Genomic DNA, 15,581 nt, shown 5'->3' with positions numbered 1-15,581 from the left:
GTGTTGGCATAGATATGGAGGTAAAAACATGTTCCGAAATGTAGCAGAGTTGGTTGAACTTGCTGAAAGTAAAAATGTAAAAATCGCGGAAATCATGATTTTACAAGAAATGGAGTTCTCAAGCCTGTCGAGAGAACAGATCATTGAAAAGATGGACAGGAATTTGACAGTGATGGAGCAAGCGGTGGAAAGAGGCCTGAAAGGTGTGCAATCCGTTACAGGCCTAACGGGCGGGGATGCCGTCCTTTTACAAAATTATATCAAGTCGGGCAAGGCGCTCGCAGGCGATTTATTATTGGATGCCGTCAGTAAAGCTGTTGCAACGAACGAAGTGAATGCAGCAATGGGAATGATTTGTGCCACTCCGACTGCAGGTTCGGCAGGCGTTGTTCCTGGTACATTATTTGCCGTGAAAGAAAAATTAAACCCGACCCGGGCAGAGATGATTGAATTTCTTTTCACTTCCGCTGCATTCGGATTCGTGGTTGCAAATAATGCTTCCATTTCTGGAGCGGCAGGTGGCTGCCAAGCAGAAGTGGGCTCGGCAAGTGGCATGGCCGCAGCTGCGATAGTAGAAATGGCCGGCGGTACACCAAGCCAAGCCGCAGAAGCGATGGCGATCACATTGAAAAATATGCTTGGACTGGTCTGTGATCCAGTGGCTGGATTGGTTGAAGTTCCTTGCGTGAAACGTAATGCAATGGGTGCTTCCAACGCGATAACGGCAGCTGATATGGCGCTTGCAGGCATTACGAGCCGCATTCCATGTGACGAAGTTATCGATGCCATGTATAAAATTGGCTTGACCATGCCAGTTGCACTTCGCGAAACGGCAGAGGGCGGGCTGGCTGCGACTCCTACCGGACGCAGATTGGCAAAGGAAATTTTTGGTTCATATAAATAAACACTCAGTCCCATTAACAACAGGTTTGTTAATGGGACTTTTAATTTTTCTTCAACCTGCTCATTTTGTAAATGAAAAAAGGAAATTAGAGGAAGATGGAGGGATTTGGCGTTTATGGACACGGAGATGGAAACAGCTGTTGAAAAATCTGAATTATCAGTGAATATGGAGTCATAGCAACTTTGTGAGTTATCACTAACAATGATAAGATGAGTACGAAATTTACTATGGGAAGGATTGATTCTTCATTAATTTTCTCGAATTAACGTACACGTCGGCAATGGAAAAAGCGATGTTTCAGGCTCATGGAATCGGCTATGCACTATATGCTCAAAAACTGGAGCAACGCATGATGGTTGAACAAGAACGGGAACAGGATTATCTACAAAGCAGGCGTATAACAGAGGAGATGAGAGCCAATCTCTTTTTGGGGAGTTAATTTCGATCTACGATATCGATGACATAAACGAAACAATCAGGAACAAGCGAAAGGGCAATCTAAAAAGATTGCTCTTTTTGCCCTGCTCTCAAAGGTAATTTTTCCATTTAAAAGAAGGAAACAACACGTTTAAATAGAATGTACGTTCATGAAGAGGAGGATGATCTTGGTGGAGAGAAGAGCATTACTGGTATCTGCATTACCGGGATATGAAGAGGAAATTGGGCGGTGGTTATGGTGTTTAGAAGATGTTCGCCGTACGCTTATAGCGGGATTGACTGGAATCAGCCAAAATTTACTCGATTCGAAAATCGATGAAAGGCAAACGATTGGCTCGCTGTTATATCACATAGCGTTGATAGAGGCAGATTGGTTATACGAGGAGGTCCTTGTTACGGAATGGGATTCGGAAATACGCGCGTTGTTTCCATTTGGATGCCGTGCTGAAAATGGCTCCCTAAGCCACATTGAAGGACAAACATTAGAAGAACATTTCTACCGCCTCAATAAGGTGCGTGAAGTATTTCTTTCAAACTTTCGCACAATGGACCTAACGGATTGGCGTAAACCGAGGGTACTTGAACAATATGACGTCACACCTGAATGGGTCGTTTACCATTTGATTGAACATGAAGCACATCATAGGGGCCAGATTTTTCAATTGCTGAAGAAATTACGGAATGAATGACTCCTGCCGAATAACTGGCTTGCTTAGAGAAGGGTTGGCAGACAGTCGTCGGAATGGGGAAATCAACTGAAACGTTTTACAAAGAAAAAAACTGTAGGCAAACTCGCTTTTCTTCGAATTTGCCTACAGTCAAATATTTCTGGACTGATTTATATTATTTAGTCTATTTGGTGATTATGACCGAATTTGGACCGTAAGACGCTGCTGGCATACCCAATAAATCCTCCAACAATGGCAGGGATGATCCATCCTAGTCCTGCCTCATACATAGGAAGTATTGTGGTGAAGAAATCATTGATGAATGAAATGTGTACACCTGCTCCATTTAATCCTTCGAATAAACTGACGATGAATGTTAAAAGTAAGCTGCCTTGATAAACTTCAGATCTGCCTTTAAATAAAGGATGAAGAAATGTTAAGAAGATCAAAACAATGGCTAATGGATAAATGGCTGTCATTACCGGTACAGATATGGCAATTAACTGGGTTAGTCCAATATTGGCAATTATTGCACTGAATATGGATAAACTTATGGCAATTGTTTTGTAAGGCAGGTTTGGAAATAGCTTATGGAAGTACGTCGAGCAAGATGTAATGAGTCCTACACTTGTCGTTATACAAGCTACTGTGATCATTAATCCTAATAATAGCCCGCCATATGCTCCAAAGTAATAATCCGAGACTTTTGCCAAGACAACGCCCCCATTATCCAAGCGTCCAAGTTCTCCAACGCTTGAAGCACCCATATAAGAGAGAGCTGTATAAATGGTAGCAAGGATAACGGCCGCAATCGCAGTCGCTTTTCCACAAACGATCATTATTTGTTTTTTTGTTTTAGCACCCTTTTCTTTGATGGCATTAATGATGATGATGCCAAAAACAAAAGATGCAAGAGTGTCCATCGTTAAATACCCTTCTCTGAACCCATTGAAAAATGGTTGCACCATATAGTGCTCGGCAGGTGCTTGAAAATCTCCAATTGGATTAACGAAAGCGACTACCACAAGGATTCCTATGAATGTCAACTTGATGGGTGTCAAAACTTTCCCCACAATTTCGACAATTTTCGCAGGATTGAGCGAAAGAAGGCACGAAACCGTAAAAAAGATGATGGTGAAAATAAGTAAAGGCAGTGGACCTGAATCTTCAGGTAAAAAAGGTTTTACACCGATCTCAAAAGAAACGTTTCCTGTTCTAGGCATTGCGAATAATGGACCAATGGCTAAATAAAGAACGGTTGTGAATACAATACCAAAGACTGGATGGACACGGCTCGCTAATGATTGTAAGTCATCTTTTCCAGAAAAACCGAGTGCCAGCACACCAAGTAATGGTAATCCCACTCCTGTGACCAAAAACCCTGCATTAGCTGACCAGATATTCGTACCTGCTGATTGACCAAGCATTGGCGGGAAAATTAAATTCCCTGCCCCGAAGAAAAGGGCAAATAACATGAACCCAATCACAACTATAAATGATGATGGTACCTTATTAGACAAAATAAACCCTCCGAAAAAACCAAAATTTGCTATTTTAGAAAATTATTAAATTTTCTAAAAATTATACACAGACTAATTTCAAGACCGTATCGTATTATATCTAAATTAAATTAATATTTCAATATATTTTTTGTTTTTTATTATTTCTCCTGATGATCAGTGGTCCGCCCTTACCTTATTTTGAACATTTAAAGGCTGCTCATACTAATGAAATTCATTTTTGAACAAATGAAATGTAAAAGGAAATGAGGGAGCTGACATTAAAAGTATTCTTAGCTTTTTGTTGTTAATCGCAGTATTTTTCGGTGCAGGTGCATGTAACAAGGAAGTGGTCAAGGAAAACGGTGAAATTATAGGGAGGAGCCCTGTTAAAGAGGGCGATGCGGTCAAATTGGGAGAGGCAGAAAAGTTATTCAAAGGCTATTGTACTGCACGATACACCATAAAAGACCCGGCCAATCCTCCTACCTTTGATGAAATTGCAGATATAATTAAAGGATATTTATCAGAAGATGAATATAATGCCCAAATTCTTAACCGTTTTTATTCTATGCCTGCACTGGTAGCCAAAGAAACCAAGAAAAGCATCGAAGTGCAGAGTGTGAAGCTTGAAGAACAAAGTATAAATGAAGATGGCACAGTGGATTACACTTACACAACGGTATTTAAGGTTTATGACGAGGATTCATCCAAGATTTATAAGAAAGAAGGAGAACTCACGATAACCATCATTAATAATGAATTAAAAGTCACCCGTGATTGGAGCAGGGGGATAAAGATTGACGGTTTAGACGGCGGACTTTAGAGTGGAAAAATTAAGGTGGTGTTTTATAATTGGGATCAGTTTTTGAAAAAATACTGGGTTTGTTCTTTGAAAAACGGAAACAAAGTAAAAAGATGTTTTCTTACTAATTTTCTTATTCGCGCTTTCTATAACAACTATGGTTGAGTATTTCACGGATAAGTATTTATTTTGGTTAACTAACATTGTGTTAATTGCAATCATTGTTCTTTCTGCATTCATATATTTTGAAGGAAAAAGAAACAGGGATCATGATAATAACGATATATAAAATCCATAATGCAGGCTTTTTCTTTATTCCAACTAAATGGGTTTATAGCGATGAAGAGGCTTTCAAAAGTTAGGACCGAAGAAGTAAATAATAAAGTAGATGCAAACGAAGGAAAAAAATCCAGGTTAGAGAGGAATTTGCGGTTTTCACACAAATAGTCGATTCCTTAATGCACAGGGATTCGGCTGTTTGTGTTTGTATTTTTGCTTAGAGTACAAAAATTTCCGAAATGTTCGCTGTACCCCCTAGAAAGGAATTGACAACCTATTTGCTGGTTTAGCTTAAAAGCGGAACGCTCTTTAAGGCAGCTTGTTCTTTATGCAACCATCGGGGCGGTATAGTTGAAGAAGAACTGAATAGATAAACAAATAAAACCAACCAGGTTTTGGCTGGTTTGCAATAAAAAACAAAAACACAATTAGATTTATGGGAAATTTTATTAATTCCAGTTTTTCTCTATAAATTGAACTGCAGGTTGTAAATTTGTTTTGTTTGCAATTGAAATGAGTGCGGGAACCACAGAAGGGTCGGTTTTAGAAAAATTAGGAATGCGTGGATTTAACCGAAAAAAACGATTTCCTAGAAGCTCAGAACTGACCATGGATTCATAGTAGCCGGATCCACTAGCGATAATCTGAAGAAATGGGAGTAAGGGTTCATTGGGAGATCGGTCCAAAAGAACTCCCCAATTTGGGGGAAGGTTCTTCATATTTTCGGGGCGTATGTTATCTGCACTCACCATCCCCCACCCCTTCGTATCTCTTCTTAATCGAGTCTGCTCTTCACCTGTTCCAATGGATAAAACCGCAATTTGATCCAACGGCTGTTTGGCTTTCCCCACTGCAAACGCGATACTGGCTGTACTGGGGTTAGTTGCTACTGTATACCCATCCACGTAGTTTTGATAGGCTCGTTGCGTCGCGGGAGCACCACTGCTCCGCAGTATGACATCACTTGCTTTCTCATTTAAATAGGGAGAGTCTGGAAAGTTGTGGAATAACACAGGGCTCCATCGATTCAGCTCCGGTGAGAATAAATGAAATGCAGGGACAACAATTCGTCTTTTTAAATCTTTGAGGAGAAGATCTGGTGGAAAAAATGTTTGTACCGCTTTAATGAAACCAGAATACGGTAATTGTTGGTTGAAAACAGGCCCACCTGGTCGGGAAACGCTGAATGCCGGCAGGATTTCATCCTTAAAAAACTGGAGTGTCTCCTTCGGTGATCTTCCGCTTGCTAACGAAAGGGCAGTGAATGAACCGATTGAATTTCCCGAAAAAACATTGGTTCGACTAATTAATTTTGGCTTTTGCCGAGCCAGTCTGTTCAATAGTTGCAAACTTAAAGCACCTAAGGTGCCGCCTCCATCAAATGACATGATCCGATATTTTGTCAAAGCTGATTTCTCCTTTCTTATCTGATCACAAGTATCATTCAGTATATGTTTATTAAGTTAAGGTAATGAATCCCTCTTTGACTTGAAATCCTTCAGGAGCCGGATTATGTAGCTAAAAATCTAAGGAAAGGCTCCATCGAGTATATAAAACAATACTACGGATAGAGGAGACTATATTTGAATGGCAGTAAGGGAAAACACCAAACGAGGATTAATTATGCACATACTTTGTTTGTAATGGGTGATGAGCAAGTCAGAAAGTACAACCAAAAAAATCAAGAAAAAGAAGGTATAGTGCACAATTTCAATAGAATTGTGCACTAACGCACGAATCGTACTACATTGGTCATTGAAGATATCCTGTTCCCATTTATAATGTTACACAGATGCTCCTTATTGCACATCAGTGCAACTTCTTCTTGGTGCATCGAATTCTTTACAAAAAAGGGGAAAAAACATGAAAAAATCAGTAACGTTTAAAAATGGTCATTTAAAGATGGCAGGGAATCTTTATTTACCAGAGGGATTTGACGAAAGTAAAAAATATTCTGGGATTGTTGTTGTACATCCTGGTGGTGGAGTAAAAGAACAGACTGCAGGGGTATATGCACAAAAGCTTTCTGACAATGGTTTTGCTGCGTTGGCATTTGACGCATCTCATCAGGGAGAGAGCGAAGGAGAACCACGTTTGCTTGAAGATCCGGATGCCAGAGTAGAAGATGTGCGCTGTGCGGTGGATTATTTGACAACTCTTCCGTATATTGATCAAGAAAAGATTGGGGCACTTGGTATTTGTGCAGGTGGCGGTTATGCCGCAGCTGCAGCTCCAACTGAACGTCGTATCAAAGCAGTAGCGACTGTAAGTGCGGTGGACATCGGTGCTATGTTCCGAGGAGAAGGTAGCATTGAAACACAATTGCAAACACTTGAGGCGGTTGCGAAGCAGCGTACTGCAGAAGCGAATGGAACAGAAGCGAATTTCCTTACTTATGCACCTGATACGCTTGAAGAAATTGATGAAAATACACCTGTACTTATGCGTGAAGCTTTTGACTACTATAGAACGCCAAGAGCACAGCACCCTAATTCTCCAAATCGGTTCCTATTTACAAGCGTTGACAAACTCATGGCTTTCTCGGCATCAAGCCAAATTAGCACCTACCTGACTCAACCTATGTTACTGATTGTAGGAACCGAGGCTGACACACGCGGTTACAGCGAACAATTCAATGAATTGTCGAATGGACCAAAGGAATTGTTCTGGGTCGAGGGTGCAACGCATATTGCTATGTATGATATCCTAGAATATGTAGATCAAGCTGTAACTAAGTTAACAGAGTTCTTTGGCAAGAATCTTTAAGAAATAAGAAAGTAGCATCCGAAGTGTAAAAAAGAAGTTTGGTATCATTAAAAATAAAGCCGTTTTCCCAGTCATTTTAGGGAAACGGCAAACCTTATAGCACAAGGTTTTTCAAGAAAGTTTGGTGACTCTCACAATGTCTATCGTGGATAGAAGAATGCTCAAATCTCAAGAAGCAATAAAAAAAGCTTTTATTGAACTGAAGTCTGAAAAGAATTTTGATCAAATTACGATACAGGATATTGCCGACAAAGCGAATGTTGGCCGAAGAACCATTTACTCTCATTACTTGGATAAATATGATCTGCTTGATAAGCTCATTGAAGAACATATTAACGAACTAAGAAAACTTTGTGAATCCTCAACAGAATTGAGTTTTACTGATGCTCTTCTCATTTGGTTTGAATACTTCGAAAGTCATTATTCCTTCTTTTCAACCATGTTGGCAGACAAAGGGGCACCTTCTTTTCGCAGTAGCTTTCTTGAGCTTGTCATCGAAGAAGTAAAGAATGAAGTAGATGTAAACGAAGGGAAAAATCAAGGATTAAGTAAAGATGTTATCATTCAATTTTTTGGAGTGGCTATTGTAGGGATAGTAGAATCGTATTTCACGAACGGAATACCCGAGCCGCCCCAAGTCTTGGCAGAACAAGTGGGGATTTTGTTAGAGAGGAATTTATAATATTAGGCGCTCCTGCTGAACCGGGACGCCTTTTTTCTTATTCTGAACATGTTGTGGAATAAGGTGGATATATAGAAAATAAATCGAAATTTTAAGTTATCCTATCAGCGGGGGTCATGTAAAAAACATGACTAGCTTCTTTCGTATTTATAAAATACATTATTTTCTGCTTTTCCAAACTGCCGAGTGCGGCTTATATGACAAAAAAATAACTTATACTCAAAAGGGGTTTGTATATTCTTCTTCTGTCAATAATGGTATGGAATCACAAATGAGCTGGGTACGCCAGCAAAAAGGAAACAAATTCAGCATTTCTTTGGTATTTCGTTTGTATATAACTTACCGTTTTGTTGTGAAAGGAACTTATGAAAATGCTCGAGAAGGGTAAAATCGGAAGCCGTCAACTAATGATATTAGTGATATTATATACGCTTGGTGATTCTATTTTAGTTATACCCTCCATTGTCGCTTCTGAAGCCGAACAAGATGGTTGGATTTCGGGTATTATTAGCGTGGCAATAGCACCGTTATTGGTTGTTTTTTTATATGACGCTTTAAGGAAAAGCTATCCTGATTTAACATTAGTGGAATACAGCCAAAAAATTCTGGGTAAGTGGCTGGGAATAGCAATTTCTCTTCTATTTATAAGCTACTTTTTTATAACCACAGCGACTTACATGAGTGAAATTGGGGATTTTATGATAAATCATATTATGCCTGATACTCCCATTCAAGTGATCATGATTCTTTTTATGAGTGTCGTCCTCATGGCCGCGCGTCTCGGTTTGGAACCCTTGGCCCGAAGCGCCGAAATATTTTTCCCTTTTGTTGTAATCCTTGTATTATCACTGATGATTCTTCTAATTCCTGAGATTAAATTTCAAAACCTGCAGCCAGTCGGGGAGGGAGGATTGAAACAGGTTATACGGGGATCTATACCATTTATTGTTTTTCCGTTTATTGAACCGGTTGCGATTCTAATGATCCTGCCGTTCGTGAGTCAAAAAGACAAAATAAGAAAAAGCCTTTTTATCGGTCAATTGTTGGCTGGAAGTGTTTTGATCATTATAACCATGTTAGCCATTCTTGTACTTGGTCCAGATTTAACAGCAAGACAAAATTATCCAATCTATATGTTGGCTAAGAAAATCAATATCGCTGATTTCATGACGCGTCTGGAAGCAATACTAGCCATAATATGGTTCATCACAATTTTTATAAGATTTAGTTTGTTTTTTTATGTGACCATTCTAGGTATGGCACAAACGTTAAAAATGCAGGATTATCGTCCTCTGGTTTTTCCGATTGGTATCCTTTTGATTGCCTTTACATTGATTATGTCGCCCAGCATCGTCCACTATAGTAAATTCATTTCAGACATCTGGCCGTTTTATGCTATGACATTCGGGTTTCTGCTTCCATTGATCCTACTAATAATCGCCAAAGTTAAGAAAATTAATGGATCAAACTAAGGTCGGGTCTTATTTGTTAAGTAACTAGTGTAAAATTCTAAGCTCAGGTGTTGTTCCATTAAAAGGCACAATTTTTTACTTTTTGTCTCCGTTTTTATAAGGTTTTATAAACCTTGATCGTCGATTTCCACTCCAGGCACTCGCTTTCCGCGGGAGGAAAGGGAGCGGATTTCTGAAATCAACTGAACTTTTTAAATAAAAACGGCAGGCAAACTGGTCTTCATAGAGTTTGCCTGCCTACAGTCTGAAACCACGAAGGGGGACTCCGTGATTTCAGTTCGGAGACAAAATGGTGTTCGGAGTCCTGATAGTGAGATGAAGGTCAAAAAAATTCGTGAACGTCGAATATAGTGCTCCTGTCTTTATGGTTCTTTACTCTAAGCCTCAGGATTGAAGAAATTTGCGACACTCCTGCCGAATAACTGGCTTGCCGAGACACCACAGGCGCTTGCGCTGAGGAGGCTTGGCAGACAGTCGGCGGAAAGGGAGCGGATTTCTGAAATCGACTGAACTTTTTAAATGAAAAACTTTAGCCAAACGGAGTTTTCATAGAGTTTGTCTACAGTCTGGGAGCTGTTTTTGCAGCTCTTTTTCTTATGGAGAGCTAAAGGGGCAGGTCAGTTTTAACAAGAATGGGTGGCTTTACTTTAATAGAGGGAGGTTTGAAAGGTAGGGTTATTTTGATTAAAAGGTGATTTGATAGATAATAAAAAATAGTTTGACTTTTTTTACAACTATGTTTATATTTGGTTTAACTAACTACCGTTAGTTAATAAAGTGCGAAAAGTGGGTGTTAGAAATAAAAAGTAAGCGAATGAACCATGGGTTGTAAGCGATTACACCCTGTGTTTGTAAAATTTGTATGAAATGATTTTTATTTAAAACCAGGAGATGATATTTATGAAATATCCACTTACACCAGATGTAAAGCCAGAGTTTTGTACAACAGGAACTTTTATGCGTTTACCTTCCCAAAATCATGATGCAAAGCTGGCAATTGTAGGTATGCCTTTTGATACAGCAGCTTCTTTTCGGGTGGGGGCCAGGTTTGCTCCTCAAGCCATTCGCCAAGCATCCATGACCCTGTTTCCTTATCATCCTGTCCATGAGGTATATCCTTTTGAACAAATGAAAGCAATTGATATTGGTGATATTCCTGTCATTCCTCATAATATTCACCGAAGTTATGATTTAATGAAGGAATCCATGTATGAATTGATGTCTAAAGGAATCATACCCATTGGATTAGGGGGAGATCATTCTGTCACTTTAGCTAGTTTACGCGCTGTGGCAAAGGTATATGGCCCTGTAGCCATGATTCATTTTGATTCCCATACAGATACTTGGGATACATATTATGAGGAAAAATATTGGCATGGATCTCCTTTCATACGTGCACACGAAGAAGGTTTGCTGCAGACGGATAAAGTATTTCAAATAGGTATTCGAGGCACGCTAAACCACTCTGGAGATTTACAGGCAAGTCTTGATTTAGGTTATCGTTTGATTACAACTGGTGAACTATCCGATCGTGGATTTGATGATGTTTTGAAAGAAATCAGAAAAACCATTGGCAACACACCTTGTTTCTTAACATTTGATATAGATTTCGTCGATCCTTCTTTTGCTCCGGGAACAGGTACGCCTGAAGCAGGTGGTTTTAGCAGCTTTGAAACACTAAAAATGATACGTTCCCTAACTGAATTTAACTTTATAGGATACGATGTGGTTGAAGTGCTGCCTTCATATGATCCAAGTCAAATCACTTCACTTTTAGCGGCAACACTTGTACATGAATTTGCCAGCCTTGCAGCATTAAGTGAGAAAGAGGATAATTGATAATCACTTTAACTTAAAAACAACCATTATATTTAATAAAGGAGGTAGCTCTTTGCGATGAAAGGATTACCCGAGCTTAAGCGTTCACTGAATACAAGATATGCAATTGTATTTGGACTTTCCTTTATGGCGCCTGTGACAGTCTTTAGCACATATGGTATCGCTATTGATCGTACCCATGGGATGGTGCCTACGGCATACATAATTGCTTTAATCGTTATGCTATTCACCTCATACAGTTACGCAAAAATGGTTCAGGTATTTCCCACTACCGGTTCAGCTTATACCTTTGTGCAGAAAGGAATTAATTCACACCTTGGTTTTCTGGTAGGATGGGTCATTTTATTGGATTATCTTTTCAGTCCTATGATCAGTGCTTTACTTTTTGGGATTATGGTGAATGCTTACTTCCCTGGTATTCCTATCATTGCAGTTATTATTTCTTTTATTATAGCTGTGACAACCATTAATATTTTTGGGATTAAGGTCGCTGCAAATGTGAATACCTTTTTGGTAATATTTCAATTTCTTTTTATTATTATTTTCAGCCTGCTTTGCATAAATGGACTTTTAGCAGGAAAGGGTACCGGGGAGTTATTTTCTAAGGAGCCTTTTTTTAGTCCTGACGTGAATTTTAATAATCTACTCTCGATCGTACCTCTATTATGTTTTAGTTTTCTTGGGTTTGATGCGGTTACTACATTAGCTGAAGAAACCAAAAATCCCAAAAAAACACTTCCTAAGGCTATTTATGTTACGACATTAATTGGAGGGTTATTATTTGTTGCATCTACCTATTTTGCACAATCGATTTTCCCGAATTTTAATGCTTTTAAGAATCCTGATACAGCTATAGTGGATATCATGATTTATACCGGCGGTAATTTACTGAATAGTTTGTTTATTTCAGTAGTGGTTACATCTGCTACTGCTTCTGCTATTGCTTCAGGAGGAAGCGGAGCAAGGATTTTATATGCAATGGGGAGAGATAGGGTTCTGCCTAAGAGGATTTTCGGATATGTTTCTCCAAAATTTCAAACGCCCATATTCAATATCTTGATGATTGCGTGTGTTGCCATGAGTGCTGTTTTTTTGGATATTGAAACAGCCACTTCTTTCATTAACTTTGGAGCCCTGTTTGCTTTTACATTCGTTAATCTTTCTGTGCTCATCCATTATTTTGTGAGACAGAAGCAGAGATCGCCTAAAAGCATCATTTTATATTTACTTCTTCCCTTAATAGGCACCGGTATAACTATATTGTTTATGACAAAGTTAGATATCCATTCTTTAGTATTAGGTATCACTTGGATGGCAGTAGGTTTCATTTACTTATTGTACTTAACAAAAATGTTTAAGGAACGTCCTCCTGAACTGAATTTTGAAGAGCAGAAAGAAGAGTTCGATGTAAAGCTAGTGCAATGATCCGTTACTGTTTTATTATTTGGCTGTTTTTGCATACTTTGTTTCTATTTACTGAGTAAAGCGGTGTGGTTGATTTCCCCTCTAGATGATCGCTTTCCGCGGGGCGGGCGGTGAGCCTCCTCGGCGTGAACGCCTGTGGGGTCTCACCTGTCCCGCTGCTCCCGCAGGAGTCTCGCACTTCCGCTCCAATCAACGTTAAATCGTTTCGTTTTAAAAACAACAATCTTTACGAAAAGAGCCTATTATTTTAAATGAAAAGAGGTAACTCCTATGGCTATTAAAAAAGCAGATATTGTTCTTTCTAGTGATGCTATTTTCACGGGGCTTACACATGAGCCGAGGTCTGGTGCAATTGCTATATTGGGTGACAAAATCATGAGTGTGGGATCAAAGGCTGAGATTGAACCTTTCATAGGAAGTGCGACAAAAGTTTTTAACTATGGAAATCAATTGATCATGCCTGGATTTCATGATTTTCATCTACACATTATGTTTAGTGCACTAAGTTTAAATAGTATTAATTTATTTGATGCCAGGTCAGCCCAAGATGTAGCTGCAAAAGTACTGGAATTTTCTAAAGGTTGTTCTGAGGATGAATGGATTATAGGTATGCAATGGGACGCAGGTTATTGGCATGATAAACAAGAACCCCATTATAAAATACTCGACTCTGTTATTCCAGATCGTCCTGTCGTTCTTTTTCATGCTGAAGGTCATTATACATGGGTGAACAGTAAAGCCATGGATTTAGCAGGTGTTACTGAGGATATACGTGATCCGGATTTTGGTCGGTATGAAAGAGATAAAGATGGTTTACTTACTGGGATTTTCTATGAAGATGCTCAACAAATCGTTTTAAAAGAGGCATTACGGTTAACACAAAATAAAAAAGAAACGATTTTAAAAAAGTTTTTGCAATTGTTATCCCAATATGGAATAACCTCTGTAAACGATTTGTATGCGCCGATAGATGACTTCATTCAAGACTATGACCTTTATGAAAAATTGGATAGTCGAGGAGAATTAACGACTAGATTTCATATCACTCCTGAATTGGATGGCAATTTGGAGAGAGCTCAAATACTGAGAAATAAATATGAATCAAAAAAACTTCAATTCTCAGGATTAAAGCAGTTTGTTGATGGAACAGTCACGGGTCATACAGCTTACTTCCTCAAACCTTACTCCGATCAATTGGATATCTGTGGTTATCCAGCTCTAGATCCAGAAGTATTGATTGATCGAGTTGTTAAAGCAGATGAACTTGGATTCAGAATCAGGTTTCACGCTATTGGAGATGGGGCAATCCGTTTAGCTTTAGACGCTTTTGAAGAAGCTGTACGTAAAAATGGAAAAAGGGACCCAAGGCATACAATAGAGCATATTGAAGTAATCGATCCGGATGACATTGAACGTTTTTCGAAACTGGGTGTCATTGCCTCCATGCAACCTGATCACATGGCTGCTTCATCAAGAGAGGTATATTCTTCAATTATAGGTCCTGAAAGGGAAAAAAATGTTTTTCTGACGAAGTCGCTTTTAAATTCAGGGGCATCTTTAGCTTTAGGAACGGATTTTCCGGTCTCTATCTCATTAAATCCCATGCGACAAATATATACGGCCATTACAAGAGTTGATAGTAGTGGAGATCCAAAAAACACATGGCATCCTGAACAAAAGCTCACTTTGGCAGAGGCATTGCAAGCATATACATATGGCTCAGCCTATGGAAGTTTTAGAGAGCACGAGCTAGGTACGATAGAAGCGGGAAAACTTGCCGATCTTGTGGTTTTAGACAGAAATCTTTTTGATATTCCTGCAAATGAATTGCTCAAGACTAAAGTGGAACTTACAATAAATGATGGGAAAGTTGTGTATAAAAGCGAAGAAACTTCTTTATCCGGCATATTCTAATTCTCTTATCAATAGAGGAATAGAGGTAGCAAATGTTTAGTTTAAAAAAGGAAATGAGTTTATAATGATATTAACTAACGTTAGATAGTTTGGGGGCTCATTATGACAAAAAATGAAATTAAAAATATTTCCTTAACACTTTTTACTAAGTACGGATACGAGGGAACCGCTTTATCGGAAATTGCCAAGAGGGTAGGTATACAAAAACCTTCAATTTATAACCATTTCAAGAGTAAGGATGACCTTTTCTTGTGTCTGTTTGAAGAAATTCTGGAAGAGCATATACACCAGGTCGAACAATTTGTCGAAGAAATAAATACACTCTCTTGTGAAGAAAAGTTAAAGCACATCCTTCTTGATACTTGTAATTATTATAAAAACCATGAAGATAAAGCAACATTTTTAAAGAGGGCAATGATCTTTCCGCCGGAGCATTTGAAGCACATCTTAAATGATAAATTTCTTAGATCTGAAGAATTATTTTCCGCTATCTTACATGCCATCTTTGTCGAAGGAATTGACAAAAAAGAAATACGCCAAGGGAAAATCGAGAACTTAATCATGTCTTATCTCTGTTTGATTGATGGGATATTCATGGAATTTTCTTATTATGGTAAAGAGAATATGGAACCTAGAATTCAGAATATATGGGAAAATTTTTGGTATGGACTAAGTGGATGATTCGTTAACTTATTCCGATTAAGTATGTGAGGGTTTATACAATAATTGTCGTTGATTTCCACTCCAGGCACTCGCATTCCGCGGGCGGTCCGGGAGCCTCCTCGGCGCCTATGCGCCTGCGGGGTCTCCCCTGGACAAGCTTTTCTAAGCAGGAGTCTCGTAATCAACTTTATTTTAAAATTTAGATGGAACTCCTTTTGCCGACAAAC

General features: G+C 39.0%; 13 protein-coding genes. 11 read left to right on the top strand and 2 right to left on the bottom strand.

All coding sequences use genetic code 11. The features are described from left to right. Nucleotides 1-28: 28 nt before the first annotated feature. Both sdaAA and QNH43_RS23765 read left to right on the top strand, forming a co-directional pair. Nucleotides 29-904: an L-serine ammonia-lyase, iron-sulfur-dependent, subunit alpha gene (gene sdaAA / locus QNH43_RS23770; protein WP_076370250.1), complete on the top strand. Its 876-nt coding sequence runs from the start codon at nucleotides 29-31 to the stop codon at nucleotides 902-904. 608 nt (nucleotides 905-1,512) lie between these two features. After that, nucleotides 1,513-2,031: a DinB family protein gene (locus QNH43_RS23765; protein ID WP_283918440.1), complete on the top strand. Its 519-nt coding sequence runs from the start codon at nucleotides 1,513-1,515 to the stop codon at nucleotides 2,029-2,031. A gap of 158 nt (nucleotides 2,032-2,189) precedes the next feature. Here QNH43_RS23765 and brnQ read toward each other — a convergent pair whose 3' ends face one another. Further along, complete coding sequence (brnQ, locus tag QNH43_RS23760; protein WP_283915957.1) at nucleotides 2,190-3,530, bottom strand: branched-chain amino acid transport system II carrier protein; 1,341 nt, start codon at nucleotides 3,528-3,530, stop codon at nucleotides 2,190-2,192. A 280-nt stretch (nucleotides 3,531-3,810) separates the two neighbouring features. Here brnQ and QNH43_RS23755 point away from each other — a divergent pair, with 280 nt between their 5' ends. After that, complete coding sequence (locus QNH43_RS23755) at nucleotides 3,811-4,335, top strand: hypothetical protein (protein ID WP_283915956.1); 525 nt, start codon at nucleotides 3,811-3,813, stop codon at nucleotides 4,333-4,335. Nucleotides 4,336-5,042: 707 nt separating this feature from the next. On the opposite strand, the gene QNH43_RS23750 is transcribed toward QNH43_RS23755, so the two are convergent. After that, entirely contained in the window at nucleotides 5,043-5,999 is a 957-nt protein-coding gene (locus QNH43_RS23750; RefSeq protein ID WP_283915955.1) for a sporulation hydrolase CotR, read from the bottom strand. A gap of 457 nt (nucleotides 6,000-6,456) precedes the next feature. Between QNH43_RS23750 and QNH43_RS23745 the strand changes: the two genes are divergently transcribed. From QNH43_RS23745 to QNH43_RS23710, 8 genes are all read left to right on the top strand, one after another. Continuing rightward, nucleotides 6,457-7,359 carry an alpha/beta hydrolase gene (locus QNH43_RS23745; RefSeq protein ID WP_283915954.1) on the top strand — a complete coding sequence of 301 codons (903 nt, stop codon included), beginning with the start codon at nucleotides 6,457-6,459 and terminating at the stop codon, nucleotides 7,357-7,359. Between the two features lie 136 nt (nucleotides 7,360-7,495). Further along, nucleotides 7,496-8,041, top strand: coding sequence for a TetR/AcrR family transcriptional regulator (locus QNH43_RS23740; protein ID WP_283915953.1), 546 nt, complete (start codon nucleotides 7,496-7,498; stop codon nucleotides 8,039-8,041). A gap of 127 nt (nucleotides 8,042-8,168) precedes the next feature. After that, nucleotides 8,169-8,429: a hypothetical protein gene (locus tag QNH43_RS23735; RefSeq protein WP_283915952.1), complete on the top strand. Its 261-nt coding sequence runs from the start codon at nucleotides 8,169-8,171 to the stop codon at nucleotides 8,427-8,429. Continuing rightward, nucleotides 8,413-9,513 (top strand): GerAB/ArcD/ProY family transporter, encoded by a 1,101-nt coding sequence (locus QNH43_RS23730; protein ID WP_283915951.1) that lies wholly within the window; start codon nucleotides 8,413-8,415, stop codon nucleotides 9,511-9,513. Before QNH43_RS23735 ends, QNH43_RS23730 begins: the two co-directional genes overlap by 17 nt. A 900-nt stretch (nucleotides 9,514-10,413) precedes the next feature. Further along, nucleotides 10,414-11,352 carry an agmatinase gene (speB, locus tag QNH43_RS23725; RefSeq protein ID WP_283915950.1) on the top strand — a complete coding sequence of 313 codons (939 nt, stop codon included), beginning with the start codon at nucleotides 10,414-10,416 and terminating at the stop codon, nucleotides 11,350-11,352. Between the two features lie 57 nt (nucleotides 11,353-11,409). After that, nucleotides 11,410-12,777 carry an APC family permease gene (locus QNH43_RS23720; protein WP_283915949.1) on the top strand — a complete coding sequence of 456 codons (1,368 nt, stop codon included), beginning with the start codon at nucleotides 11,410-11,412 and terminating at the stop codon, nucleotides 12,775-12,777. A 270-nt stretch (nucleotides 12,778-13,047) separates the two neighbouring features. Next, entirely contained in the window at nucleotides 13,048-14,691 is a 1,644-nt protein-coding gene (locus QNH43_RS23715; RefSeq protein WP_283915948.1) for an amidohydrolase, read from the top strand. A 102-nt stretch (nucleotides 14,692-14,793) separates the two neighbouring features. Beyond that, the gene (locus tag QNH43_RS23710) at nucleotides 14,794-15,372 is read left to right on the top strand and encodes a TetR/AcrR family transcriptional regulator (RefSeq protein ID WP_283915947.1); all 579 of its coding nucleotides are present in this window, start codon (nucleotides 14,794-14,796) and stop codon (nucleotides 15,370-15,372) included. The last annotated feature ends 209 nt before the right edge of the window (nucleotides 15,373-15,581 follow it).

It is taken from the genome of Peribacillus simplex (assembly GCF_030123325.1).
Classification (GTDB): Bacteria; Bacillota; Bacilli; order Bacillales; family DSM-1321; genus Peribacillus; species Peribacillus simplex_D.
This window is presented reverse-complemented; position numbering and strand designations above follow the sequence as displayed.